At 59.3% G+C, this 25,723-nt stretch carries 19 protein-coding genes and 1 pseudogene; 2 read left to right on the forward strand and 18 right to left on the reverse strand.

Annotation, left to right across the window (positions count from 1 at the left end; genetic code table 11):
* Nucleotides 1–771, reverse strand: a complete 771-nt coding sequence (locus IPP35_04090; GenBank protein ID MBL0058290.1) for a ComF family protein — start codon at nucleotides 769–771, stop codon at nucleotides 1–3.
* 894 nt (nucleotides 772–1,665) lie between these two features.
* Nucleotides 1,666–6,183, reverse strand: coding sequence for a hypothetical protein (locus tag IPP35_04095; GenBank protein MBL0058291.1), 4,518 nt, complete (start codon nucleotides 6,181–6,183; stop codon nucleotides 1,666–1,668).
* Between the two features lie 105 nt (nucleotides 6,184–6,288).
* Here IPP35_04095 and IPP35_04100 point away from each other — a divergent pair, with 105 nt between their 5' ends.
* Both IPP35_04100 and IPP35_04105 read left to right on the forward strand, forming a co-directional pair.
* Nucleotides 6,289–7,365, forward strand: a complete 1,077-nt coding sequence (locus tag IPP35_04100) for an LptF/LptG family permease (GenBank protein MBL0058292.1) — start codon at nucleotides 6,289–6,291, stop codon at nucleotides 7,363–7,365.
* On the forward strand, nucleotides 7,362–8,441 hold the full coding sequence (locus IPP35_04105) for an LptF/LptG family permease (protein MBL0058293.1): 1,080 nt from the start codon (nucleotides 7,362–7,364) through the stop codon (nucleotides 8,439–8,441). The genes IPP35_04100 and IPP35_04105 overlap by 4 nt, the downstream gene beginning before the upstream one ends.
* Nucleotides 8,442–8,940: 499 nt before the next feature.
* Here the strand turns inward: IPP35_04105 and IPP35_04110 are convergent, their stop codons facing one another.
* The 16 genes and pseudogenes from IPP35_04110 to IPP35_04185 all read right to left on the reverse strand — a co-directional run bounded on the left by IPP35_04110 (nucleotide 8,941) and on the right by IPP35_04185 (nucleotide 25,548).
* Complete coding sequence (locus IPP35_04110) at nucleotides 8,941–9,954, reverse strand: immune inhibitor A (GenBank protein ID MBL0058294.1); 1,014 nt, start codon at nucleotides 9,952–9,954, stop codon at nucleotides 8,941–8,943.
* Nucleotides 9,837–10,598 (reverse strand): hypothetical protein, encoded by a 762-nt coding sequence (locus IPP35_04115; GenBank protein MBL0058295.1) that lies wholly within the window; start codon nucleotides 10,596–10,598, stop codon nucleotides 9,837–9,839. Before IPP35_04115 ends, IPP35_04110 begins: the two co-directional genes overlap by 118 nt.
* A gap of 217 nt (nucleotides 10,599–10,815) precedes the next feature.
* The gene (locus IPP35_04120; protein MBL0058296.1) at nucleotides 10,816–12,129 is read right to left on the reverse strand and encodes a hypothetical protein; all 1,314 of its coding nucleotides are present in this window, start codon (nucleotides 12,127–12,129) and stop codon (nucleotides 10,816–10,818) included.
* A gap of 54 nt (nucleotides 12,130–12,183) precedes the next feature.
* Nucleotides 12,184–13,044, reverse strand: a complete 861-nt coding sequence (locus IPP35_04125) for a hypothetical protein (protein MBL0058297.1) — start codon at nucleotides 13,042–13,044, stop codon at nucleotides 12,184–12,186.
* A gap of 293 nt (nucleotides 13,045–13,337) precedes the next feature.
* Nucleotides 13,338–14,594: an adenosylhomocysteinase gene (locus tag IPP35_04130; protein MBL0058298.1), complete on the reverse strand. Its 1,257-nt coding sequence runs from the start codon at nucleotides 14,592–14,594 to the stop codon at nucleotides 13,338–13,340.
* A gap of 3 nt (nucleotides 14,595–14,597) precedes the next feature.
* Nucleotides 14,598–15,767: a methionine adenosyltransferase gene (locus tag IPP35_04135; protein ID MBL0058299.1), complete on the reverse strand. Its 1,170-nt coding sequence runs from the start codon at nucleotides 15,765–15,767 to the stop codon at nucleotides 14,598–14,600.
* Nucleotides 15,768–15,881: 114 nt separating this feature from the next.
* Nucleotides 15,882–16,964 carry an NDP-sugar synthase gene (locus IPP35_04140; GenBank protein MBL0058300.1) on the reverse strand — a complete coding sequence of 361 codons (1,083 nt, stop codon included), beginning with the start codon at nucleotides 16,962–16,964 and terminating at the stop codon, nucleotides 15,882–15,884.
* A gap of 230 nt (nucleotides 16,965–17,194) precedes the next feature.
* A complete protein-coding gene (gmhB, locus tag IPP35_04145) occupies nucleotides 17,195–17,776 on the reverse strand; it encodes a D-glycero-beta-D-manno-heptose 1,7-bisphosphate 7-phosphatase (protein ID MBL0058301.1) in 582 nt (193 codons plus the stop codon).
* A 7-nt stretch (nucleotides 17,777–17,783) separates the two neighbouring features.
* Entirely contained in the window at nucleotides 17,784–19,007 is a 1,224-nt protein-coding gene (locus IPP35_04150) for an ATP-binding protein (GenBank protein ID MBL0058302.1), read from the reverse strand.
* A 32-nt stretch (nucleotides 19,008–19,039) separates the two neighbouring features.
* Entirely contained in the window at nucleotides 19,040–19,969 is a 930-nt protein-coding gene (locus IPP35_04155; GenBank protein ID MBL0058303.1) for an NAD-dependent epimerase/dehydratase family protein, read from the reverse strand.
* The gene (locus IPP35_04160) at nucleotides 19,969–20,706 is read right to left on the reverse strand and encodes an exopolysaccharide biosynthesis polyprenyl glycosylphosphotransferase (protein MBL0058304.1); all 738 of its coding nucleotides are present in this window, start codon (nucleotides 20,704–20,706) and stop codon (nucleotides 19,969–19,971) included. The genes IPP35_04155 and IPP35_04160 overlap by 1 nt, the downstream gene beginning before the upstream one ends.
* On the reverse strand, nucleotides 20,618–21,352 hold the full coding sequence (locus tag IPP35_04165) for a hypothetical protein (GenBank protein MBL0058305.1): 735 nt from the start codon (nucleotides 21,350–21,352) through the stop codon (nucleotides 20,618–20,620). Before IPP35_04165 ends, IPP35_04160 begins: the two co-directional genes overlap by 89 nt.
* A 16-nt stretch (nucleotides 21,353–21,368) precedes the next feature.
* Nucleotides 21,369–22,459 (reverse strand): annotated as a pseudogene (locus tag IPP35_04170) (glycosyltransferase).
* A 107-nt stretch (nucleotides 22,460–22,566) separates the two neighbouring features.
* Nucleotides 22,567–22,866, reverse strand: coding sequence for a hypothetical protein (locus tag IPP35_04175; GenBank protein ID MBL0058306.1), 300 nt, complete (start codon nucleotides 22,864–22,866; stop codon nucleotides 22,567–22,569).
* Entirely contained in the window at nucleotides 22,863–24,044 is a 1,182-nt protein-coding gene (locus IPP35_04180; GenBank protein ID MBL0058307.1) for a glycosyltransferase family 4 protein, read from the reverse strand. The genes IPP35_04175 and IPP35_04180 overlap by 4 nt, the downstream gene beginning before the upstream one ends.
* 1 nt (nucleotide 24,045) lies before the next feature.
* A complete protein-coding gene (locus IPP35_04185; protein ID MBL0058308.1) occupies nucleotides 24,046–25,548 on the reverse strand; it encodes a capsule biosynthesis protein in 1,503 nt (500 codons plus the stop codon).
* Nucleotides 25,549–25,723: the final 175 nt, after the last annotated feature.

Here is a 25,723-nt window from a genome sequence, read left to right on the forward strand (position 1 = left end):
TCAACAACCATTTCGCTTGCCGCGCAGGTCGGGATGGGTTTCGGCGTCGCGGGCCAAGGTGAGGGCGTGGACGCGGAGGGCGCCGGCCTGGGTAAGGGCGCGGGCGCAGGATTCAAGCGTGGCACCGGTGGTGCAGACGTCGTCGATCAAAAGGATCCGGCGGCCCCGGACGGCGTCGGGCCGGGGGACGGTGAAGGCGTTTTCCATGTTGGCTCTCCGTTTCTCCCGGCCGAGCCCGGCCTGGGCGCGGGTCCAACGGCGGCGCGCCAAGGCGCGCGTTTCCAGGGGGAGCCCCGACTCGGCGGCGAAAAAACGCGCCAGGAGTTCCGCCTGGTTGAACCCCCGGGCGTGGCGTTTCAGAAAGTGGAGCGGGACCGGAACGACGAGCTGGACCGATTTCAGTTCCGGACGAGCGCGGAAGGTTTCGGCCAGGCACGCACCCAGGGGGCGGGCCAAAACGTCGCGGCCGCCGTATTTTAAGAGCAGGATCGCTTGGCGAAGCCGCCCCTCGTAGAGGCCCGCGCTCCGGCAGAACCCGAAGGCGCGCCGACCGTGGCGGCAGGCCCAACAGCGCGCGCCACCATCCGGGAGAGGGGTCCCGCAGATCCGGCACGCCCGCCCCGTCCAGTGGGGAAACGCGGACCGGCAATGCCCGCAAAGCACCGGTTCGCCGGCTTGCCGGTCCGCTCCGCACACCGCGCAGGTCGGGGGAAACAACAGGTCCACGGCCCAACGGCCAGCGGAAGCCAGGATTTTCTTCCACCCGCTCATCAGAACTGGATCACCAGTTGGGTGTTCAGCTCCGCGCTCATATAACCGTCTTCCGCCCGGGCGCGGTTGTTGACCAGGCCCAGTTTCCCGCCGAACGAAAACCGGAAGTTCCGGGAAATCTCCCACTCGCCGGTGGCGTCGGCGGTGTAGGTGTCGGTGTTGTCCCGTTCAAAGTTAAGGCTGGAGATCTTCCGTTCGAAACCCATCTTCGCGTCCAAGGTGAGGCGGTTGACGTTGGAGAAGACCTTCTTGGTGAAGGGAAAGCGGAACCCGCCGGGGTAGGATTTATCGAACCGCCCCAGCACCGACGCGGTTTGCGATTGAAGATCCTGAAGGAACCGGCCGGTGCCGTCTTTGGATATATCCGAACGCAACCCCACGCTGGGCGTGACGCGCCAACTTCCCCATTTGGTCCCCACCTGGAGGGAATGGTTCAACCCGTCGGTTCCGGTTTTCAACAGGCCGGTGCGCAAATCCCGGGTTTCCCCCGCCGATTTCGATAGGCTCAGGAAGACGTCGTAACGGGTAAAGAACGCGAAGCGGTAATCCAAACCCCTCGTGTTGTTGTTGGAAAACTCCTCGCCGAAGGTTTCGGACTTCTTCCGGGTCCAGCGAAAGTTCGCCTGGGATCCCCCGATCCAACGCTCCAAAAACAACCACTTTTCCGTGTCCCGGACCGTGAGGATCATGTCCGGCCAGGTTAACGAGGTCACGTCCCGCTCCGTCAAAGTGGTTTCAGTATGCTCGTTAATATTGGTGACCGTGTTGTTGATGTTGATGGTTTTAAAAGGGTCCAGCCGGTAGGGCGCCGACAACCAATCCAGCGGCGTCCAGTTCAATGCGAAACGGAGGGTGTTCCTGGCGGCCATCTGCCGCCGAGAAACGAGGGGGCTGTCAAAACTCAGCGGGGCCAAGAGCCCGTACATGGAACTGCCGTCCTTGCGCTGGACTTTGTTGAGCTGGAACGGAGTGATGCGGCGCCAATCCTTGTAGTCTTTCGAAACCCCGTCGTAGGTATCGGAGGAATCCACCCGGAAACTGCCGTCCAGGTTCAGGGAACGCACCAATTTGAGGTTGGGAAAGATGTCCCGCGGGTGCAATGTTCAAAAAGAGGTCGCCGTTGGAGGATCGGTCCAGGGTTTTTAAACCCGCCGCCGTCGGCGAAGAGGAGGTGGGCAGGCCGTTCGTCTCCGTTCCGGACCGGGTGTAGGTCAGCCGCGGTTCCAACCACGAAAAGATTTTCCAAGACCCCGCGAGACCCCGGGACTGGCTGAAGGATTTCTCGTAGGCCTGGGCGGACGAAAAATCAGGCACCGCCGCGAGATCGCTCTCGGAGAATTCGCGTTGTTCGGTGACGCGGCGTTGGCTGTAGGTGGGGGTCAAGGACAGTCCCACCCACGGGGTGAACGTCAATCGCCCGGTCCAGTCGTCCGCGGCCTCGGCGGTTTGGGCGTTGGAAAAAATGGCGTTCCGCTGGGAAACCGGGTCCGTGGAGGCGGCGATTTGCTGTTCTTTTTTTTCTGGAAAATAAGACAGGAAATAATTGCTCCGGGAATATTTGACGAAAACGCTTTCCGGCAAGGGGCGGAAGGTGTATTTCCCGGGCATGACGTCCACCCGGCCAGGGACGGCGTAGTCCAAGGACCCCGTGTAAAGATTTCGGTCGCGCCGTTCTTGGCGGTCGGTGGATTCGGTCACCGTCCGTTCCGCGCTGTAAGCCAAGGCGGGGAATTTCGGAAAAAGGAACTGACCGTCTCCACGGACGTGGGCGTTGTCTTCCCGCCCCTCGGAGAGGACCGACACCAGCTGGGACTGGCCGGTTTGGAGGGCGGTGGGGGTGATGGTCTGGTTCTTGTAGAAACTCCCGGTCAACGGCGCGAAACGGAACCGGGTGAGGTTGGCGTATCCGGAAAGTTCCTGGCGGTCTTGGTTCACCACGGGACTGGTCAGGGTCTGGAAGTTCCGGTCCACATTCCGGAAGATCCCGCCGAAGGTTCCCCATCCGTTCCAGCTGGCATCGGCGGCGAACCGGCGGGCGTTGCCGACCCGCGTTCGCGAGCCGGACAGGTAAATCTCGTTCACCCAGAGTTCGCTCGTGATCGGCGTCAAGGTGCGGTTTCGAACCCCGATCTTGATCTGACCCAGGCGGGTCAGGCTGGGCGCGCCCACCACGGTCACAGTGGAGTTGACGGTGGTGGACTGGAGAGTGTCCGGCGTACCGTCGTTGTTCAGGTCCACCAGGTTCAGGGTTTCCAGGGTCCAGCCGCCAACGCTGTTCACCGGGCGCTCGAACTCAAAATAATCGGTTTCCGTTCCCATTTGAATGAACAAATGTTCTCCCGTCTGTTGGCCCGTGGGGGTTTGAAAAAAGAAGTTGAAATTTCGGTGGTGGGAGAAATCCCGGGCCGACCCATAGACCGACCGGGTCGTGGCCGAGGAAGCGATGGGCAGGGTGAATTTCAACTGCAAGGCCTGTTCGCGAGTTCGATTTTCGGCTTGATCGCCGTAAAGTTCGTTGTAGGCCGGGTTTCCGATCAAGGTTTGGTAATTGGGGTTGTCCAAATTGTTCACGGCGGCGATCTCCATGAAGGCCCCGGGGGACACCGTGGGCGTCTCCCAGGTGGTTCCGACGAAAGCGATCTTTCCGATGCGGACCGTGGAGGATTTAGCTCCCCCACCGGCCGCCCCCCGAAAGGTTAGCCGCAGGTGCTGGACATTGGAGAAGCCCTCCGGATTGGAAATAATGGCGTTTAAGGGAACCCGGATAAACCGCCAGCCTTGAAAACCAAGGTCTGAAATCGAATCCGTGGTTCCGTCTTGTTTCGTGACCGTGGTTCCCGCGGGCAGGGCCGACAGTTGGGCCAGCGGCGTCACGGGACTCCCCACGTCCGCCGTCAAAAACCCACCGCCGTTGGCATCCTCCGCGTCCAGACGGCCGTTCCCCGCCCCGATTTGAAAGGAAACGTCGTCCCCGCCCCCGGAAGCGCCGTCCGGCCCCCAGCCATTAAAATCGTAGCCCACATCTTCCCCTTCGTTCAGGGTCCCATCCGGGTTGGGACCGCGGTCTTCCGTGTCGGGGATTCCGTCCAGGTCCGAATCCTCGTTCAGGGACCCCGCACTCACGAGCAAGTCCACGCCCGCCCCCGCGGGGCCAAAACCTTCCAACCACATTTCCAGATATTTCTTTTTTGAAAAGTCCCGCCCGCCCGTTTTCGAGAGCGCCTGAAGGATGGAAGCCTCCTCGGGAGCCGGCGCCCCCCCCGGTTTACGATCCAGTTTAAAAGCGATGGGAAGAACGCGAAGGTTCTCGCTTTCGCTCACATTGGCCCCGGGTGAAACAACGTCCTTCAACTTAACGGAGACCGCTTCCGACACGACCAAAGAGCTGGAACTTGTGGGAACGCCGTAGGCGTCCGGGTTGGCCCCCAGGGGCCATAAATCCTGATCCATCACCGCGGCGTCCTCTTGAGCCAAGCCTTCCATGGAATCCACCAGGGCCTTGCCGTAGAGGTTCGGGTCCTCCCGGGATTGGGCCACCTCGCCGGTCAGTGAAAGTTTCACCGGGAGAAAAGGCACGTTCACCTCCGTCAGTCGGCCGTCCGCTTCCAGCACCATGAGGCTGGAGGGCGTCGATCGGACGTCCGGCACCACGGTGGTTTTGGGGGCGAAGGTGTAGAGAAAAGAAGATCCCAGCTGGAACCGGCCGGGGATCACCGCCAGTTCCGCCCGGCCGCCCACCAGGGTTTGCCCCAGTTGACCGCCGAAGGGGGCATAGTCGTAGGTCACCTCGATTTGGCTGGTTTCGTTCAGTTCGTCTTCGTTGAAGAACTGCAAAAGGCCGCTGGCGGGATCGATAAAATAGTCGATCTCGCTTTTCATGAGCCGCCCGTTGACGGTCACCCGCTCGCTTCCATACACGATGTTGGGCCTCAACTGAAAATCCCGCAGGCGGTAGCGGTATTCCGTGAGGAAGCTGAACTTCGTGGTGGGGGACGGCTCGTAGAGTTGGGGGTCCTTCACCCGGAGATAACCGGCCGGGTCGAAAGGTCCAGTGGAAAAATCCACGTTGAATATCCCGAGATCGAAATCCACCTCGATGGTGGGTTTGTATTGCAGTAACTCGTCGGACGTCAAAAGCACGCCCAGGTCGTTTTGGTTCCCGTCGATGGTCCGCAAAATGAAGTTTCCCAGATCGTTGTCGTGGACGATTTTAATGTTGCCAAGAGAATAAAAGGTTTCGATTTCCCGCCGATAGGCGGTCTCCAGGGGATCCAGGGGGGTCGTCAGGGGTTTGTTCGAATCGGTCTTGATCACTTTCAGGCGGCCCGGCGTGTTCAGGTCGGACAACTGGGTTCCGTCCGTGAACTTGTAATTGATGGCGATGACAGCGCGGTCGTCCACCCGGCGGCGAAAAAACAAAATGCCCCGGGCGGCGTCCATCGTGTAGTCGTCCCCGGGCTTCAATCGGTCGAAATTCCCGGAGTAATTGGAAACGACGTCCGTGTCTTCCACATCCGTGCTGATGGTCACCGTGTTGTTGTTGGTGAGGATGTTGTCGTCGCGCCAAACCGCCTCGGAGCCAGCCAGGATGGTTTTTGTGGTGAACGCCACGGCGTAATACTGTTGTTTGACGAAATCCACGTCCTTGATGATGCGCCGCTCAAATTTGGTGGCGCCATTGAACCGGCGGGTTTCTGTGGTGCCCTTGGTTCGGCTCCCGATGGCCAGGAGGGAGGCGTTTTTGTACTGGAGTTTGGTCCGGACGCCAAAGAGCTGTTTTGAAAAAGAAACGAACTCGGTGGAAGGGAGCGAGAGCGTAATGTCTCCGAAGGCCGCCTCCTGAACGAACTCCCCCGGGTCGCCCTGGTAAACCACGGAAATGTCTTTTTTGTCTTCCTTGGTGTCGTCGAAATCCACGTTGACGGTGATTTTCCGCCCGACCTTTCCCTTGATGCGGACTTGAAGTTCCTGCCGCATTTCCACATCGTTCTGGTTTTGCGCAAGCCCATTGTTCACCCCGGAGTTGCCGCTCTTTCGCCGAATTTGGGCCATCTTGAACGCGATGAGTTTTCGGCCGGAAATGGAGAGACCGGAATCGTAGGGAAGGTCCACCGAGATCCCCGTCAGGGGTTCCCCGGCGGCGACCGGAAGCCTCGGGGCCGGCGGAGCCGACCGCTCGGCGGCCTCCACCGTTTCCCTCGCCTGGTTCCACCCTTCTTGACTGAATTCAAAAAGACTCGTGGAGTCCGGGGCGGGGGAAGCGAACTCCCCTTTCAACTCATCCTCCGCCGATAGGTCCGACAGGCGAGGCTCCGCGTGGGCGGCCAACCAAGGCAGAAGAAAGAGCAGAGCCGCGCCAGAGAAGACCCGTCGCGTGGACCGTCTCATTTGAGAGAAAAGAAGGGGAACCATTGGTTTCGTCATTATGACAAGCAACACATCGGCCAAAAGCCAAATTGACGCCGTAAGGATAGATCGAACTCTTCGAAAAATCAATCGAAATCATATAATGTTCCGGTGATTCTCGCCCGCTACCTATTGTCCCAATTCATCCCCCCCTTCCTGTTTGGGCTCTCTCTTTTTTCGGGTGTTCTTCTGTTGGACAAGATTTTTGATTTGATCGACCTTCTGATCAACAAAGGCGTCTCGTTCATCCTCTCGGCCAAAATCTTTTTCTTGTTTATCCCGACGATCATGACCCTAAGCGTCCCCATGGCGCTCCTGCTGGCCTGCCTCTTGACCTTCGGCCGCCTTTCTGAAGACAACGAAATTTTGGCGCTCCGGTCCTCGGGCCTTTCCTTCCGCCAAATCCTTTGGCCGCCGATCCTCTTCGCGGCCCTCGTCTCCCTGGCCCTCATTCCTTTCAACACCCGGGTGACTCCCAAAGCCATGGGCCAGTTCCGATCGATTTTCCATAAAATCGCCCGCATGGACCCATTGCAAATCGAACCCAAACGGTTCGTCGCCGTCGGCAACGTCAGGCTCTACGCCGCGGAAGTTCGGAAAGACAAAAAGACCCTGAATGACGTCTGGCTCTACCGCCTTTTCCCCGCCTATACCGAACGGATCTTCGCCCCCCGCGGGACCTGGGCCGTGACGGAGAACCGGCTCTCCTTGACCCTGCGGGACGGACAAATCGAGCGATTGTCCCATGCCTCATCGGGAGATTTCCTGCACATCGCCTTTAAACAGTACGGAATTTCCGTCCCCCTCCAGGGGGCGTTGGATTCCCGGAGCCGAAGCTGGCGGGAATTCAGCAACCCCGAACTTCGCCGAGAGATGGCCCGGCGCACCCTTCGCCAGCTCCCGGTGGGCGAATTGGCGTCGGAATACCATCTCCGTTTTTCCATCGCCTTCGCCCCTCTGGCGCTGGCGCTGATCGGAATTCCCCTTGGCATGACGCTGGAGCGGGGCGGCCGCGGCGTGGGGTTCGGCGCGGCCTTGGCCGTTCTGTTCTTTTACTACCTGCTCCTCGTGATGGGAATGAACCTCGCCGACCGGGGCACCGTGCCACCCGGGGTGGCCCTCTGGATCGCCAACGGCGTCGCCGCGGGGGTGGGCCTCGTGCTCTTTCGGAAAAGATTGGCCGCATGAAAAAGCTCAACCGCTACGTGTTGGTCTCGTTTTTGAAACCGCTCTTGATCGGCTACGGAGCCATGACGGTTTTGGTTTTGATGGCGGAGCTCATGGAGCGGCTGGACAAAATCATCGCCGGAAAGGCGGCGCTCAGTGTCGTGGTTCGCTACCTTCTGGCGCTCTGGCCCGTGCGGAGCATGGAGCTTTTTCCGGTGGCGGCTCTCCTGGCGACCCTGCTTTGTCTCGGTCAACTTTCCCGCCGGATGGAGATCACGGCCGCCATGGCCGGCGGGGTCCACCCCTGGCGGCTTGTTTCGCCCATCCTCTCGGTGGGGATCGTCCTCAGCGTGTTCTCCTGGGGACTGGGCGAGGCCCTCACCCCCTGGGCCAACCGCGAAGTTAAGAAACTGTGGAACACCGACATCCGACACCTCACCACCCCCCGCTCCAGCCGGTTCGACCAGGTAACGGTGGCGGGGGCGGGGGTTTTCTACGCCATCGGACTTTTGGATGTGGATCAGGAGCGAATGGAGAACGTGGTGATCGATTTGGTGGAGAACGGCGGGCCGCGGCGTCAATGGCAGGCGCGGACAGCCCTGTGGTCCCCCGACGGCTGGCGACTGTTCAGCGGGGTCGAACGGACTTTCTCCAACACCAACGCCCTCACGAAACAGAAGGCCTTCGAAGAGAAACAAACCGACCGATTGGAGAAACCGGCCGACCTCGTTCCCCGCGAACTGGAAACCGACGACATGAACATGCGGGAACTTCTACAGCACATCCGCCGCTTAAAAATTCTCGGCATCGCCACGCGGAAAGCCGAGGTGGAACGCTACATGAAAACCGCCCTCCCCTGGGCCAACCTGATCATCCTGGTCCTGGGGATCCCCTTCGCCTTCAACAAACGGGGCGGGAAGGTGCGGGCCGTGGCCGTGGCCCTGGGGGTGGCTTTCGCCTATTTCGGACTGCTTCAGGTCGGGCGGGCCGTGGGCCAAAAACCTTGGTGCCCGCCGCTCCTCGGCGCGTGGTTCGCCAACGTCGTTTTCCTCGCCATCGGCGCCCGCCTCTTCTGGCGCATGCGCTCCCTCAGTTAGCTTATGCGCCTCTTCTCCGATTTGTGTTCACGTTTTTGTGGTTGTTTTTGACCGTCCTCCCCATTGAGGCGTTATGAGCACGACGTTTTGACGGCTGCGGCGCGGCCCGTTGTGCCGGCGATTGGCCGTTGAGCCGAGCCGGTCTCGTGTTGACGGCGAAGCCGGCAGAGACCGGGCCCGGCGTTTCTGCCGGGCCACGTGAGGGCCGCCCGTCAAAGCGGCGCGCGGAAGCCGTCCCGTTCCACATGGATATCCGAAGTCGGGACGGCACCGACCATGGCGATGAACTGTAGGACGGTGCCGACGGGGCACGTTTTCTTTCCCCCCTTTCTTTTGCGTGTCCAAAAGAAAGGGGGCCGGGTCCAGGGCGGAGCGCCTGGCGTGGGGGGGAGGAGGGGGCGCGGAGCCCCCTTGCTTGGAAATAGAAGGCACTCGATGTTCTCTAATAACTTAAGGGAAACCCGAATTCAACGTTGCAACTGAAAAAACAGGGATAGTTCTACCTCTGAACCAAAATCGACTTCCTCACCTTATCCCCGTCGGCTTCAAACAACAAGGAATAAACGCCGGAGGCCGCGTCTTCCCCCGACTCGTCCCGCCCGTTCCAGTCCCACTCGTAAACCCATTCAAAATCTTTCGACAGATCTTGGCGGAACGTAAACGCGTCTCCGGAAACAGAACGCACCCGCACCCCCTGGAGCGTGTAGAGGGTCGCCTTCAGGGCCGCCGGAGCCACGGGCCGCGCCAGTTGAACCCGCAAGGTGGACCAGGTTCCCGGGGGGGCCCCCGGCCGGGAGAGCCCGGTGGCCGGGTTCGGGTAGGAAATCGCCCGCACCACCGATTGGGTCGGGGCCGCGCCCAGGAATAGGACCTCCGCCGTCACCGTCGACCCGCCCACCCCCTGAATGGCCGTCATCACCAACCCCGTCACCGTTCCGGCAAAAAGGTTGGAGGAAGGCGCCGCCAGCGTCTGCCCATCAACGAACCCGTTCCCTCTCCCCAGGTCCCCCGCGTTGGGGTTCGCCGCCGTCCCGTCCGCTTCCACCAAATCGACCCCCACATGACCGCGACTGTTCGGCGAGTTCACCACGTTGTTGCCCGTCGTCACAAAATCGTTCACCACGTTTTCGTCCACGTGCCACACCGCCAACCCCGCCGATTGGGGAAGGCCCTGGTCGTAGGTTCCCGCCGAGGCGCGCCGGTATTCCAATAAAAAATATTCCGACCCGGCCCGAAAAATCTCCAGCGAACCGCCCGGCGCCGTTTCGGCGGCCGTGAGCGCCACGGATCCGCTGGAAACCGCCACGGCGGACCCGAACCCTAAAAAGCGTTTGCTCCAGGCCCCCAGGTGCGGCGGGTTGGCCCCCACGGGAACCCCGGTATACGGATAATCCATCAGATCCCAGCTCCCCACGGTGGAGCGGCCCCCGGGCACGGACGTGTCGTAGAGGTCCGGCAGGCCCAGTTGATGCCCGTATTCGTGGCAGATGACCCCGAGGGCATCCGCTCCCAATTCCCGTTCAGGAACGATGGTCGCCCCGTCGAAGTTTTTCCGTCCAATGTCGGGATCGCCCCGCCGGGCATTTCCTGCGCGGGATAAAAAAGCGACCAAATATCTCGAGGCGTGCCGGTGGTTTCTTCGCCAAAACCGGCGTGATAAACCATCGCTTGGTCAAAATCGGAAAAATCGATGGTGGGATCCGCGGCGCTCAGAGAATCCGTGATCAAGTCGGGGGCCTTGCAGGCGATGTCCCCCCCGCAGTTCGCCCCATACGACAACAGGTCCCCCGGCAAGGTAAAAACAGCGCTCAGGGTGAACGTCGGAGCGAAAACCCCGTAGGAGTTCTCTTGATAATAGTCCCGCACTTTCTGAAAAAAAACCGCCGAATTGTCCGTCGGAAGGAATGGGGTATCCGATGGTTCAACCCGGAGAACGATCACGCGCGGAGTGGGATTCGCCGGGGGCGCGAACGCCGCCCCCGGCGCCCCGCGGGCTTGGGCGGCCCGCCGGGCCAAAACCGTCCGATTGACAAAACAAGTCCGAACCCCGCCCCCCCATTCCCGACCCGGCGCTGGAGGGACCGCGGCCAAGGGAAAGGAAAACAAAAGGACCCCCGCCGCTAAAAGCCGACGACGCATCAAATGCCAAAGAATCATAAATGGGTTCCGATCTTTCGCAAAGGTGTCTCCGGCCCTCATTCTACAAAGACAGGGCCCCCTGCACGAAAAAGCCCCCCCCGGCCGTCTCGCCGGGGAGGGCTTTTGAAGAATCTCTTAACGACTTGAGCGTTTTCCCCCTCCCGCATCAGCGCCGCTGGCGCCGCAGGTGCCCAGAGCTCTGCGATGGGCCGCTAGCGGGAGAGGGGCCTTTTCCCTATTGAACCGCCGGTTTTTCCGCCGGAGCGGGAGGGGTGGCGCTCGGCGCGGCCGTCGCCGGGGGAGCCTTGGGAGCCGTGGCTTCTTTAATCCGTTCCCGCCCTTCCGTGTTTCCGCTTCCGAAACTGAAGGAAACAGAAAGTCGATGGGCCGGATGCCGTTCCCCGCCCGCGAAGAGGGACAACTCGTCGGCGTAGTAGGCATAGTCCAGCTTGATCATGGGCCAGTCCACACCGAGCCCGCCGGTGAAATAGCCCTGGTTGGCGCCCGCCCGGAAGCGAAGGAACCACCACCGGTATTCCGCCCCCAAATGGAAGTGCGTTCCCGCCGTGTCCGCCAACCCGCCGTTTTCGATGATCTTGCTGTCGGCGTTCACAATGTCGCGCACGTCGGCGGCCAACACGAGCCGGTCATGCAAGGGGATCCCGAAAGAAGAGAACCCCACCCGTCCGGGCGTCCAAGCGACGCCCAGGTTGACCCGTTGCCGGATGGATTCGGTGAAAGAGGCTTTCGCGTCGAACCCATCCTTCGCCTCCAAGGCGTCAAACGAGATGCTGGTTCCGCCGAAATCCATCATGGTTGCCGCAATGTTCCAGCGCGGTGTCGGGCTGTATATAGCCCCGAAATCCATTCCCACCCCATGCCCCATCTGGGCCGGGGGCCCGCTGTAGTTGTCCATGGCGAAAACGTCGACGGAATCTTCCTGAACGCGCCCCCGCTGAATGTATTTCAGGTTGGCGCCCAGGCCCAGTCCTCCCGGGATGAACGGAAGATGTTTCACCTTCACGGCGAGGTTCATCGGGAAGATGGCGTCCGCGTTGACGTTATAGTAGAGGGAGGGAGAGATAATGACCGGATTGAACCCGACGACCCCGGAGACTTGGGCGAAAGCTCCCGCGCCCCAATGCAAGCCGCCGAACATCGGCCCTGAGAGATAGCTCACGTTGGGCAAGCTCGCCCCAAACGTGGGCTTCAGCCCCACCATCTCCGCCGTGATTTTGTTGACCAGGTCGGCCTGTTCACCCGGCGTGAGCGTGTCGAAGTTCTTCAGAGAATCCTCGTTGTCCCCAATGAAGGTCGCCAGGTCGATGAAATCCTTGCTGACGGTGGCCGAGATATCCGCTACCGTCATCAGCGACCCAGTCCGCTGGACCGTTCCGGCGGGGTTATAGAAGAAGATGTTCTGGTCGTCGGCCACCGCCGTCAAGGCGTCGCCCATGCCCAGCGCCCGGGTCCCGCGGATCGAAGCGGGAATCTCCGCCGCCATGGCGGGGAGAGCCCCCGCCAGAAGAAGAATGAGAAGTCGTTTCATGTGTGGATCTCCTTAAATTAAGGTTGAGGTGACGAACCCACCAGCGCTAGAGGATCAGAGTCGATCGCCAGGAGAAGACGGAACCCCCGCCGCCAATCGCGTGGCAGGGACAGAAGGACAGTCCGTGCTCACCTGCCCGTGATAGGTCGTGTAAAGAGTGTCCACGTCGCTGGTGATATCCGCGAGGGTCGAACCCGAAACGAGTTTCAGTTTTCCGACCGCCTCGTTCAGATCCAAGAACCCCCACGCCACGTGGTGAATGGCGTCATCGATCACGACACAACTCCCGGAAATCGACCCGGTCAAAACAACTGAATAAGCCCCCCCGGTTTCACGAATATCAAGAAGTCCGCTCCGCCAAGGCCCCGTCACGCCTTTCAGCAACCGGGCCAGGCCGAGATTGATGAGGAGAGAAGCGTCGTCCCGCGCGATTTTCCCGTCCGCCAAACCCAGGTGAATTGTTTCAAGGTTCCGGATCACCACCTTTAGCGCATCGTCCAGGGCTACCTTATCTCCGATTTCGAACAGGAGGCTATCGCTCGAGCCGGAAGGCGCCCCCAATCCCAGGGAAGCCTGCTGGATGGCCCCGCGAAGTGAGGGAGCGCCGGATCCACCATGGTCGGTGGTCAAATTGGAAACCAATTGCCCGATGTTGAGACCCGCCAAACCCATAGCCGCCACGGCGGAGCCGTAAAGAGCGTCGGAATTCCCGGGATCGGCCGCGATGGCCCGGGTAAAGTAGTCCTGCGCCGTGGCGTATTCTCCCCGCGCCAACGCCGATTGACCGTCCGACACCAAACTCTGGGCGTCGCCGGTTCCCTCCTTGTGCAGTCCCCCGAACAAGTTATTGTTTTGGCAACCGGCCAAAACCAGAACCCCGGCCAACAAAACCGCTGACGGAACAATTCTTCGCATGGTCGCTTCCTCCTCAGTCCGCGCTTAAAACGCGGTTCAAACATGGGATAGGCAAAGCAAACAACCTCGAACAAGCATAGACTAAGAACGCCGGAATTTCAATAGAAAAAAAGCCGAGCGGGAAACCCCGCTCGGCTTTTTCTGAAAGAAGCAATCTGTCTTCGGTCGGTCCCGCCCCCCACACATTATTCTTCAATGTGTTGTCCCTCCCCTTGATAAGGGGAGGGTAAGGGAGGGGTGGTGTTTTCGATGTGGCCGTTAAGCCTCCACAGCCAACAACCCCCGCGATCTGTTTACGTCCCTTCCTGCCAAGAAGCCAGGTATTTCTCCTGTTCCGGGGTAAGGGTATCGACGCCGACCCGCATGGCGGCCAATTTGAGGCGCGCGATGTTGCGGTCAATATCCACGGGCACGCTGTGGACTTTTTTGGCCAGGCCCTTGGCGTTCTTCACCATATATTCCGCGCAAAGGGCTTGGTTGGCGAAGGACATGTCCATGACACTGGCCGGGTGGCCTTCGGCGGAAGTCAGGTTGATCAGCCGACCCTCGCCCAGCACGTGAATGCGGCGTCCGCCGGGCAGGGTGTATTCGTCGACGAAGGGACGCGCCTGGCGCTTCCCCTTGGCCAGCTTGGCCAGGGCGGGGATGTCGATCTCCACGTTGAAGTGGCCGGAGTTGGCCAGGATGGCCCCGTCTTTCATTTTCTTGAAATGCTCCGCCGCGATGACGGAAATGTTGCCCGTGACGGTGATAAAGATGTCGCCCTTGGCGGCGGCCTGCCCCATGGGCATGACCATGAACCCGTCCATGTGGGCTTCCAGCGCGCGGAACGGATCGATTTCCGTCACCACCACGTGGGCGCCCAGACCCCGGGCCCGGCTCGCGATGCCACGGCCGCACCAACCGTATCCGGCGACCACCACCGTCTTGCCCGCGAAGAGCACGTTGGTGGCGCGAAGGATGCCGTCGAGGGTGGATTGCCCGGTCCCGTAGCGGTTGTCGAACATGTGTTTGGTCAAGGCGTCGTTCACGGCGATGATGGGATACTCCAACACCCCGTCTTTCTCCATGGCGCGCAGACGGATGACTCCGGTGGTGGTTTCCTCGGTGCCGCCGATGACTTCCGGCAGTTGGTCCCGCCGCTCTTTATGGAGAACCCCCACCACATCCGCGCCGTCGTCCATGGTGATCTGGGGATGATGGTCCAGCGCGGCGTAGATGTGCTTGTAATAGGTTTTATTGTTCTCGCCTTTAATCGCGAAAACCCGGATGCCGTGGTTTTTGACCAAGGCCGCGGCCACTTCGTCCTGGGTCGACAGCGGGTTGGAGGCGCAGAGAACCACGTCCGCCCCGCCTTCCTTTAGGGTGATGGCCAGGTTGGCGGTCTCCGTGGTCACATGGAGACAGCAGGACATGCGGATCTTTTTGAAGGGCTTTTGTTTTTTGAAGCGCGCCCGGATGAGGCGAAGAACGGGCATCTCCCGCTCCGCCCAGGTGATGAGGTTTTCCCCCGCGTTGGCGAGGCGTAAATCCTTGACGTCGTATTTCATGGGTTAGATCCTCGCGGATTTCTTGAGTTCGGCGGCCTTGTTCGTCTTCTCCCAATAAAAATCCGCGTCCTCGCGGCCGAAGTGGCCGTAGGAAGCGGTTTTCCGGTAGAAGGGCCGGCGCAGTTTAAGGTAATCGATGATGCCCCGGGGCGTCAACGGGAACACGTCCCGGACCAAGGTCACCAAGCGGGCCTCGGGCACGAGGCCGGTGCCGTGGGTGTCCACCATAACGCTCACGGGGTCGGCCACGCCGATGGCGTAGGCGAGCTGGACCGTGCATTGGCGGGCCAAGCCCGCGGCCACGATGTTCTTGGCCACGTGGCGCGCCATGTAACAGGCGGACCGGTCCACCTTGGTGGGATCCTTGCCGCTAAAAGCGCCACCACCGTGGGGAGCCCAACCGCCGTAGGTGTCCACGATGATCTTTCGCCCGGTCACGCCCGTGTCCCCCTCGGGCCCGCCGACGACGAATTTGCCTGTGGGGTTCACAAAGAATTTCGTTTCCTTGTCCAACATGTTCTTCGGAAGCACGGGGAGGACCACTTTCGCGATCATCTCTTCCCGCGCGACGTTGGTGATCTTTTTCCCCGTCCGGTCCAGGATGGACTCGTCGTGCTGGCTGGAGAGGACCACCGCGTCGATGCGGCGGGGCCGCCCGTCTTCGTACTCCACCGTCACTTGGGATTTTCCGTCGGGTCCGAGATAAGGGAGGATTTTCTTTTTTCGAACTTCCGCCAAGCGGCGGGTGAGGTTGTGGGCCAAGCTGATCGGCGTCGGCATGAGCTCTTTGGTTTCGTCGCAGGCGAACCCGACCATCAACCCCTGGTCTCCGGCCCCGCCCGTGTCCACGCCCTGGGAAATGTCCGGGGACTGGCGGCCGATGGCGTTCAAAATCCCGCAACTGGCGGCGTCAAACCCGAACCGACGGTCGGTATAACCGATCTCCGCCACCACGGACCGGACCAGGGACGGCACGTCCACCCAGGTTTTGGTCGTGATCTCGCCGCCCACCACCACGAGCCCTGTGGTGACGAAGGTCTCGCAGGCCACCCGGCCGTGGGAATCTTCCGTCAAAATCGCATCCAACACCGCGTCCGAAATTTGGTCGCACACCTTATCAGGGTGCCCCTCCGTCACCGACTCGGAAGTAAAAACATATTTATCACGACGCATCATGGAACTCCTTTGAGGAATTAGCTCTGTAGTGACTTTATTGGTTTTTCGGGAAAGCAGATTCTACCAGATTTGTTGGATTATCCACAAACCAGGTCAGGTCGAAAAAGATCCTCACCTTTCCGTGAGGCCAGGCAGGACTTGGCTATGAGAAGGCAGTCGCGCGCCGTCGGCTAAAACTTGGTCCGGCCCGATGCGGCAGTCGGAGCCGATGACCACCTTGGAGCCCAGGAGGCTTCTTTCCACTTGGGTTCGGGCGCCGATGCGGGCGCCTTCCAAAACGACGCAATCCGACAGCCGCGCGTCTTCCTCGATGCGGGCCCCCGCTCCGATGGTCACCCGCCCCGCCAACGTCACCCGAGCGCCCAAGCGGACCCCTTCGCCGACCACCGCCGTCCCCAGCACCCGCACGCCCGCCCCCACGACGGCGCCCCGCCCCAGATGCATCCCCCCTCGGGAACGCAGTCCCGGAGGCCACAGGCCCATCTCCTGCAGGTCCGCGTGGGTGCGCCAATAGGTTTTCAGGGTCCCGATGTCGGACCAGTAGCCCCGGTGGAAAAAACCGGCCACGCGAAAGCCTTCTTCCAGCAAGGCGGGAAATATTTCCCGCTCAATGGAAACCGCCCGCCCCACGGGGATCCGTTCCACCACCCGGGGCTCAAACAAATAACATCCCGCGTTCACCCGCGCCTTTTCATGAACCTCCGCGGTTTCCGTCGCCGGGGGTTTCTCCAAAAACCGCCGGATCAGGCCTGCGGCGTCGCTTTCCACCAACCCGTAGGCCGCGGGATTGTCCACGGCCACCAAGGCCAGCGTGGCGTCGGCCTTGGCCTTCCGGTGGGTCTCGGCCAGGGCTTTCAGGTCGAAATCGCTCAACACATCGCCGTTCAAAATGAACGCCGGCCCGTTCAAATGGTCCAGAGCGTGGCGAATGGCGCCCCCCGTCCCCAGAGGCTCTTTCTCCAGGGAGTAAATGAACTTCACCCCCCACTGTTTCCCCGTCCCTAACTGCCGTCGAAAAGCGGCCGCCTTGTGCCCCAGTCCCAACACCACTTCCCTCACCCCGAACTTTTTCAAGAGGTCGATCTGGTAGGCGATAAAGGGCCGGTTCAAAATCGGCAAAAGCGGCTTAGGCCGATCCACCGTCAACGGCCGCAACCGCGACCCCAACCCGCCCAACAGGATAAGAGCTTTCATTTAACCGTCCTCTCCAACCAATCAAGGTAGTCAGGCACCGTTTGTCCTTTAGCCCTAATGCAGTTTAGATAAGGAGTAGCTGCCCGATTTATCGGGCGATTTTCAGTCTACGCGAACCAAAAGCGCCCCATAAATGGGGCAACTACACTTTTTCAGACCTTATCTAAACCACATTTCCTTTAGCCCCCCTAAATCCAAAGACTCCGGAAGGACGTGTCAATGCAAAATGATCAGTGAGACTGCAAAATTGCATTCCCTTCAATCCAGTGGGCGGCGGCGGACAGATCACGGACGAATGGGACGCCGGCCGGGAGATGAGCCTTTTCTTTCAACCCGTAACCGGTCCCGACCAGGATGGGCTGAACTCCGGCCGCCTGCGCCGCCTGAACGTCGATCAATTTATCCCCGACCAAAAAAGAACGGGAGAGGTCGATGTTCAAATCCGTTTCGGCTTTCAGGACCATGCCCGGCCGTGGTTTTCGGCAATCGCATCCCTCCCCCGGCCCGTGCGGACAAAAATAAAATCCCGCAACCTCAACGCCCATGCCGTGGAGATCTTTGGCCACCTGGCCGTGCAATGCCCGAACATCCGCCGCCGAGTAGTATCCCCGCGCCACCCCCGATTGATTCGACACCACGACCAGCCGGAACCCCAGCCCCGCCATTTTCCTCATCCCGTCCACGGCCCCCGGAATCCATTCCCAATTCGCGTATCGATGGACATAGTCCTTCTCCACATTCAACGTCCCGTCCCGGTCCAAAAAAACCGCCGCCCGATCGGGCTTTCGGCCCTCGCCACCTTTCCTCTTCATAACGGGCTCACAAGCATGCGAATGGGATGGAAACGATGCGTTCCGTCAGCCGCCGGACCTCGGCCCCATTGTGCACTACCAGGCCCCATTCGCATTTGTGCTCCTGAACGAAGTCGGTGAGAGATCGCAGGTCGTAATGGGTCAATGTCTGTGCGTGCTTGATCTCAATGGGAACGGTTCCGAAGTTTCCCTCCAAAACGAGGTCCACCTCCCCCCCCGCGTAGGTTCGGTAATAATACGCTTCATGGGGAACCCCCTCCATGGCCAGCCCGCGGAGAAGTTCTTCGGTGACGAGCCCCTCCCAAGAGGCTCCCATTCGAGGATGGGCCATGAGCGAAGCGAGATCATTCACCCGAATGAAGTGATGGAGAATGCCGGTGTCTCGAAGGAAGCCTTTCGGATGCTTCACCAGGCGGCGGAGGGGCCCCTTGCCATAAGCGGGGAGATTTCGCCAAAGATAAGAACCTTCCGCAATCCCCAAATACTCCTGGGCCGTCACGGAAGAGATGCCCAGCGCCCGCCCCAAGTCGGCACAGTTCACGATCGACCCCGAAAATCCCGCCAACTGTTGAGAAAACAGTCGAAATTTGGCCTGGTTCAATCCCGGAAATAGCCGCGCCACATCCCGTTGAATATAGGTCTGAAAATAATTTTCCATCCAAGCCGTCCGAAAGGCCGCCCCGCGTCTCACCCACGGCTCGGGATACCCCCCCTTTAACCAATAGGAGTGAATTTGCGAAAGGGTGAGCCGGGGCTTCAGAGATTCGAAATCTTGTGCCGTGACCTTCCCACCCTTCAACAACGAAGCCAATGGCGGCCGTTGCCCTCCATAGGCCTCCAGGCAGGAGAGGGGCGCCATCTCAATGATCGCCACGCGCCCGGCCAGAGTTTCCGAAATATTACGAACGAGCGCGGGAGAGCTGGACCCCGTTATAACAAACCGCCCCCGCTCCCTTCGGTGCTCGTCAATGGCCACGCGCAACGCGCTAAAAACCGGCGGATGAACCTGAGCCTCATCCAAGGCCACCTGCCGGGGATTCAGCCGAAAGAAAAGGTCCGGATCGCGGGAGATCACCTCGAAATCGGCCGACCGTTCCAAGTCGAACCGCCGCCACGGCTTTCGCAGACTCTCAAGGAGGGTGGTTTTTCCGCACTGCCGCGGCCCGAGCACCGCCACGCAAGGGAACTGTTTGAGGCGATCCAAAAGAAGCCGCTCGTAGGCTCTTTTCATATGTCTAATTATTAAACATTATGTTTAATAATTCAATCTATCGGTTTACCCACCGACCGGATATGCGCATAGGTCTTGGCCAATCCGTCAGCCAACCCCACCGTCGGTTTCCAACCCAACACCCGCGCCGCTTTGGAGATATTCAAAACGCTTCGAAAAAGTTCCCCCGGCCGGGCGGGTTTGGGCTCAAACGATGAAGGCCCCGGATGGCAAGACCTCAAGACTTTAAACAAACGGTGAACGTCCGTGGGTTTCCCCGTTCCGATATTAATGGATTCCCCTTCCCCCTTGGAGAGCGCCGCCACATTCGCGCGAACCACGTCGCTCACATAAACATAGTCCCTCATTTGTCGTCCGTTCCCGTATATAAACGCCGGCTCTCCCGCCAGCAGTCGATGACAAAAAATGGCCACCACGCCCGCTTCCCCGTGGGGGTCCTGGCGGGGCCCGTAAACATTCCCATATCGCAAAACGGTGAACGGCAATCCGTGCAGGGCGCGATAGGTCCGCAGGTAATGTTCCCCCGCCAATTTCGTGACCCCGTAGGGAGAAAGGGGCCGGGGCGGATCGCTTTCGATCGCCGGACGACGGCACTCCCCATAATAAGTCCCGCCCGATGCCGCGAAAATAAATTTCTTAACCCCATGGGCCCGCGATAATTCCAAAAGATTCAAAAGCCCCAACACGTTCACCCGCGCATCGAACAACGGGTCCGCCACGCTTCGCCGAACATCCATCTGGGCCGCATGATGATTCACCACATCGAATTTCTCTTTCCTAAACAGGCGAACCAATCCCGCACCTTGAATATCCGCTTTGACGAACCGGGCCTCGGAATTGAGGTTGGCCTTCTTTCCTGAGGAAAGGTTGTCCACCACCGTCACCCGGTGCCCCGCCCCCACATAAGCGTCCACCACGTGAGACCCAATAAACCCCGCCCCCCCGGTCACCAAAACCCGCATCAATAGGCTCCTTGCCGGCCAAACACCGTGGGGATTGTTTTCAGCAAAATCTTCAGGTCCAACCCGGGCGACCAATGCTCGATGTAAAAGACGTCGAGTTCGATCATCTCCTCGTAGGACAGTTGCGCCCGGCCGCTCACCTGCCAGAGCCCGGAGATGCCCGGGAGCACGTTCAGTCGTTTCCGCGCCCACTCGTCGTTGGATTCCGCTTCCTTGGGCAATTGGGGGCGGGGTCCCACCAGGCTCATGTCCCCCGCAAGGACATTGAAAAGTTGCGGGATTTCGTCCACGCTCAATCGCCGAATCCAACGGCCCACCCGGGTGATGCGGGGATCCTTCTTGATTTTAAAAAGAGGGCCGGGTCTTTCATTTAAATGGCGCAACTCCTCCAAACGGTCTTCCGCGTCGGTGCTCATGGATCGAAATTTGAAGATCTTAAAATTTTTTCCCTTGTATCCCACCCTCTCCTGCCGAAAGAAAACCGGCCCGGGAGAATCCAACTTGATGAGAATGGCCAAGAGCGCCAGCGGAACCGCTCCGACCACCAGCAGGCCTACCGAGACAAACAAGTCAAAAGTTCTTTTATAAACATAGGTCCATCCGTGAAGAGAAACCGATTTGACTTGAAACGTCGGGAGCCCCAAGGACTCATCCAAAATCAACTCCCCCATGCGGAGTTCCAAGATATCGGGAACGATGCGAAAAATCACACCGGCTTCTTCGCTGATCTCGGCCATGGCGACCAAGTCGGAGGAGACAAATCAGGATCCCCACGTAGACTTCACGGAATCCATCGCCATGAACCCAATCCCTAAAAATGGCAAGGTCGCTCGTGGGCCGGGCTTCGACCTGCAATTCGGGATGGGCGGCGAGGACGCGCTGAATGGAAGCGCAAAGTCGGCCTTGACCGAGGACGAGAACCCGGTGGCGCCCCGCCCATTTCAGAAAAATCCGATGGTAAAAAAACCGCGCGGCCTGGCGGCTGGTTAGCACGAAAAGGAAGAGAAACGTTCCGCTTAAAACCGAGACGATCCGGGAATAATCCGTGCCGCGGTAGAGGAATCCGCCCGCCACCACCAAGACCCAGCCCCAAAACACTCCCCGGGCGGTCCTCAAGCCATCGTCCAGGAAGGGGAGGTTGATCCGCTGATAAAACCCGTTCATCACAAATACGGCCATCCAAATCATCACCGCCGCCGTCTGTAGGGGAAAATAGAGAGACTCCGGCATGGCCACTTTATGGGACGGAACCAAACGCGCTCCCCATTCCCAGTAGAACCGCGCGGCATAGGCCAACTTCAACGCCGCCACCACGCATAACAAATCGACCAGGAACAGAACCGAGCGGTTCAGGAAAAGCCTGTGCTTCAAGGTCTTAAGCATCGGATCATTCTAATAATTAACGAGCAGCGGAAGAAACTCGCTCGACAATTCCACGAATGCCGCGAACAAAAGCCGCTCGATTGAACCGTTCGGCTTGGCGGCGAATCCGCGCCGGATCAAACGTCATGCCTTCAAACCGGCGAAGGGCGTCTGACAGGCTTTGAACCGTGGGAACCTCAAAGAACAATCCCGTTTCTCCCTCCAGGACGGTTTCGAGAGCCCCCCCTGCCGCCAAAGCGATCACCGGCCGCCCGGCGGCCATGGCTTCCACGGGGGCGATGCCAAAATCCTCTTCTCCTGGAAAGATAAACGCCCGCGCTCCGACCAAGAGTTTCTTGAGTTCCTGGAAGGAAACCCCACCCAGGAACTCCGTTCGAGGTCCTGCCAGGCGGCGAAGAGTTGGCTCGAAGGGTCCCTTCCCTACAATTTTTAAAGGGAGACCCATTTGCCCACAAGCCTCGATGGCCAGTTCGATTCGTTTGTAGGGGTTCAACCGGGAAACCACGAGAAAATAATCCCCCGGTTCGGTGGAAAAGTCAAAAGAATCCACCTCGACCGGAGGGTAGAGAACATCCGCTTCCCTGCCATAACAGGTGTAAATCCGTTTTCGGATGTGTTGCGAAATCCCGATGAACCGGTCCACCCCGAGATTCGTTTTGAGATCCCACTTTTTCAACCTCCCCAAAACTAGGGACAATAAGGGTTTCAGAAAAACCGGAATGGGTTCCTTTTCCAGATAACGGTCCCGATCCCAGACAAACCGCATGGGCGAGTAGCAATAACAGACATGCCGTGCACCCACCGGAACCGAAATCCCCTTGGCGAAGGCGCTACTGGACGAAAGAATCACATCGAAACCTTTCAAATCAAACCGACTGAAAACCAATGGATAGAGAGGGAGATATTTCTTGAAATGGTTTTGAGAAACGGCAACCTCTGCATAAACGACGTCCGCACGTCCCATTCCGAAAAAAAGGCGGGAAAGTTTTCCGGAAGAAAAATCGAGGTAAAAATCGGAGCTTCGGGAAACGCCTCGTGCATCGCATCCAACGTCCGCTCCGCCCCTCCGTATTGATTCAGAAAATCATGAACAATCGCTATTTTCATGGCACCCGCTTAAGATATTCCCTTCTTTTTTCCAATAATGAAATAAGCCTCTCTGTGCGAAGGCGTTTGCCCTCGACATCCAAGTGATCCACGGTGTTGGTGAAGTTTCAGTAGGGGAAAGCAAAATCGACGGGCGTCCCAAGGATAGGGACAAGAAGGTTATGGCCAAGGTCCCAGGCGAACCGCATCGGCGAAAAGACATGGCTCACGTGCGTTTGGTCTGGCCCCGTCAAAACGCTCTTGGCCACGGGGTGAGACACGGAACGGCCGCCTAGAAAACCGCACCCTACTTTTACCAAAACGGCGAGCAAAGCGAAAAGATTCGCCTTCGGGTAAAGGCCCAGAACTCCCCCCGCCCGCGTCACGAGCCAGTCGCATACGATGCCAATTCTTTTATCCGCCATCATGATCCACGCGCCGCCGGTTCCCGATGGACCGGAAGGGGATGAGAGGGCCCCATCGCTTTCGCATACCCTTTCAGCGTCAACGCCGCACACTGGTCCCAACCGAAACCCTTGGCCCTCTCCAAACCAAGCGCGCGCAAACGCTCTCTCTCAGCTGGATCGTCCAAAAGCCGGGACATCGCCGCGGAGAGACCGTCAACGTCCATGGGATCCACTTGAACCCCCGCGTTTCCCACGACTTCCGGAAGCGACGAGACATTTGACGTCAAGACCGGGCATCCGCATCCCATCGCTTCCAAGAGCGGAAGGCCGAAGCCTTCGTATAAAGAAGGATAGGCCAATAAAGTCGCTCCAGAATAGAGAACGGGCAAGTGTTCCTGAGGAACGTATCCCAGCGTTTTGACATCGTTGGAAAGCCCCCAACGGGACAACAACGTCTTCCAATCGTCAAACAGCCACCCGGCCCCGCCGACCACCGCCAGAGGAAATCGCTCCCGCAAAGAGGGGGACAGCTTGGCGTAGGCCGCGAGGAGCCGTTTCAGGTTTTTGCGGGGCTCTTTCGTTCCAACAGAGATAATGTAATGCCCCGGGGTCAGGCCAAATTTCGCCGTAACGGTCTTGACATCCCCAGGCGCGGCGGGCGTGTATTGGGCGTCTAACCCCAGAGGCGTGACCGTGATCCGATCCGCGGCGATATGTAGATCTTTCACCATTTCCCTCTTCACGGATTCCGAAATGGCGAGAAAATGGCGAATGAGGCTTAGCCGAGGGTAAAAGTACCGTTCGTAAAACTTGACCCGCTCTTTCGGATGAGTTTCCGGGTAATACAGGAACGACAGATCATAGACCGTTACCACCGTTGGACCCCGAAAGGGAAAGGGGGCATAATTCGTTTCGTGATAGAGATCGATGTTCTTGCGGTAGGTGTTGACGCGAAAAAAAAGTTCCAGGGCGACTCGATAGGCCGTGTACATTCCCGGGACATTGCGCAATTGTCTTCTCACTTTCCCGAAAGACGCGCTCGGCAGATTCCGGACCATCGAGGACTGAAAGGTGAGATAGTGGAACATCCATTCATGTTCCGGGCCCACCCGTCGAAGAGCCTCCCCGAGAAAATAAACATAATTCCCCACACCGCTCCGGGGGCTTAACAACGGGATACCGTTTAAAAGAACGCGCATATTAAATCACCGCCGACCGACCGCGAACCGCCTCCGCGTGATACACGAAGGGAGAACCCGTCAAGATCCCATCGCACACCACATCCAAACCGGGATCGGCGCCCGGGCCGAGGTCCATCAGGCGAAATTTCGATCCCAGCCCGTAGGGGGGGTCCCCGGGTCGCGGTTCCATGAACGAGAGCGGAATCATTCGGCGGAAGAAAAAGTGATAGGCATAAAGTCGTGCGCGCCGCCTCTGCTCCGGCGGCAGAGGGGCTCCGATCGGCAATCGGTCCAAAAGTTCCCGGTAATGAGAAGGGGAGCGCGCGTCCCAGGTCAATCCTTTGCCGCGTATCCAGGCCTCTCCGGCCACGATCACGGGTTTTCCCTGGCTGGTCAGCTCAACACCCGTCTTGGTCCCGAAGATCAGAACCGAATCACATCGCTCCATCAACGCGTAGGTGCTGACGGGACTCTCCGGACCGACCAAAAAAACGTTGGGGGGTAGAGGTCGGCCTCTCCGTCGAACTTCTTCCACAATTCTCTGGCGGGACGGCAACGTCCCGCGAATTTCCGCGGGATGGACGCGAATGATTAATTGCAAGTCAGGCCGTTCGGCGAAATAATCGATCGTCAGGAACAACCAGTCCAACAGGTTGGGGAAGGCGTTGGCCGGGTAATGCAGTTGAGCGTCCCACAATACGTTCGTCAACAGGTCGATCCAAGGTTTGGAAGGGTCGGCGCCTACGGCCCGCCGAATATCGTTCTCACTAAAGCGGGGATTCTCGTGAAACCAGATCCAATCCTGGGATCCATACCACCGGCTCTTTAGATAATTGTCCAGTTCTCGGTCCTGCTCTTCCGTTAGGCTCAGGGTTTCCCAAACGTCCGTGGGTTCCGCCATCAACGTGTGATGATAACTGTCCCCATGGCTGAAAATAAAACACTTCTTTCGATAGGCAGGGTTCCAGTTGACCACGGGAATACCCAACGACCGGGCGGCCTCTCCGATCAATCCTTGAGGCACATAAATTCCATGGTTAAAAACCACCCGGTCATACTTTTTTTCCGCCAGAAGACGACGGACCGCCCGCGCCGTCAAAAAAGCCGCTTCAAAATATTTCCTAAAAACCGCGTCCCCCTCCGGCTCGCTCTCCAAGGTCGCCCGGGCATAATAACGGAGCGCGCCGGCGAGGGCGTGTTCTCCCACCGCCATACCGTTGTCGTGGTAGGCACGAAGTTCTTCCGAGGGCCTCTGCAAGAGGCTCTTCATGGATTCCCAATCCGCCGGCCGAACCCAGGAACCCAGACCCTCCACCGGCACGCCCAGACCTCGGTACATGCGCTCCGAAAGAGGGTAACAACTTCCGCATAGCCAAGCTTGGGGACCTTTCTTTAAAAACGAGCGCGGGTTCGGAAACCACAAGTTGTGGCAATCTAAACACGCCGGCAAAACCCCGTCACACAAAAACACCTCCACCCGAGCCTTGCGAAGCGTCAAGGCGACGGCGAGAACGCTTTCCATGGTGTTCCCCGGTAGGTAGGCCCCGACGGCGGTAGCGATTAAAACCCGGGGCCCGGAGGCGGAGCCTAAAGACTTTCGCCAGAGGGGTAGGTCGGCCTCCAGAAGGCCTGGCCAGTCGGGATAGCCTTTTCGGCGTGCCCAGTACCAACGCCGGTAGACCCATCGCACCCAAAGT

This window comes from Elusimicrobiota bacterium (genome assembly GCA_016721625.1).
Lineage (GTDB): Bacteria > Elusimicrobiota > Elusimicrobia > FEN-1173 > FEN-1173 > JADKHR01.